We start from the raw sequence: 1,214 nt of genomic DNA on the forward strand, positions 1-1,214 counted from the left end.
CAGGGGATTCGCATTTGGATTTCGGTGGATTGAGCAGGTGAGGTTGCGGCGGACGTGATGATGGATTCCAAGGATGGGATTCATCTCTGAGGTGCCCGATGGAAAATTTTATCGCCTGCTTTGCCGAGGTCGTCGATCCGCGACGGGACAATGCCCGCCATAATTTGCATGAGATTTTGATGATCGCGTTATGCACCATGCTGTGCGGCGGCGAGGATTGTTCGGACATGACGTTGTTTGGGCAAGCCAAGGAGCCGTTCCTTCGGCAGTTTCTCACCCTCGCGCATGGCATTCCGAGCCATGACACCTTCAGCCGGGTGTTCCGGCTGCTCAATCCCAAGACGTTCTCCGCCTGCTTTACCCGCTTCATGCAGCGTTTTGCCGACACGCTCGAAGGCGTCGTGGCAATCGACGGCAAGACCCTGCGCCGCTCGTTCGACCGCGCTTCGGGGCAATCGCCGCTGCACATGCTGCATGCCTGGTCGGTGGGTCAGCGTCTGCTGCTGGGCCAGTTGGCCGTGGACGAGAAATCAAACGAGATCACCGCGGTACCCAAGTTATTGGAATTGCTGTCTTTAAAAGGTTGCGTCGTCACCGCCGACGCTTTGAACTGCCAGCGCACGATCGCCGCTAAGGTGGTCGAGCAGGGGGCGGATTACGTGCTGGCGCTGAAAGGCAATCAGGGCAGCCTGCACGACGACGTCCGCCGCTTCCTGTCCGACCCGCAGCGCCAGGACTGCGCCACTCACTGCACCGTCGAGAACGATCACGGGCGCATCGAAACGCGGATCAGCCTGGTTTGCACCGATATCGGCTGGTTGCAGGAGTTGCACGTCTGGCCGGGCCTGACTGCCATCGGCCAGATCGTCCGCACCCGCGAGATGGGCACCAAAGTAACAACCGAGACCAGCTATTACCTGCTCAGCACAGCGCTCAGCGCCGCGCGCTTCGGCGAAGTGGCACGGGCACATTGGGGCGTGGAAAACGGCCTGCATTGGGTTCTCGATGTGACCATGAACGAGGATCAGGCCAGAAACCGCAAGGATCACGGGCCTGAAAACATCGCCATGCTGCGACGCCTGGCCCTCAATCTCGCCAAGCTCGAAGGCTCCAAAGGATCGATGAAAGGCAAACTCAAAAAGGCCGGTTGGAACGATGCCTTCCTGACCAAACTGCTCGCCGCATTCAGTTCAACCCAAATGCGATAGCCCTGC

At 59.4% G+C, this 1,214-nt stretch carries 1 protein-coding gene; it reads left to right on the forward strand.

Going from position 1 to position 1,214, the window contains the following annotated elements; all coding sequences use genetic code 11:
• Positions 1-98: 98 nt before the first annotated feature.
• The gene (locus AruPA_RS21665; RefSeq protein WP_265638796.1) at positions 99-1,208 is read left to right on the forward strand and encodes an ISAs1 family transposase; all 1,110 of its coding nucleotides are present in this window, start codon (positions 99-101) and stop codon (positions 1,206-1,208) included.
• The last annotated feature ends 6 nt before the right edge of the window (positions 1,209-1,214 follow it).

The sequence above is a fragment of the Acidiphilium sp. PA genome (assembly GCF_026191915.1).
Taxonomy (GTDB): Bacteria; Pseudomonadota; Alphaproteobacteria; order Acetobacterales; family Acetobacteraceae; genus Acidiphilium.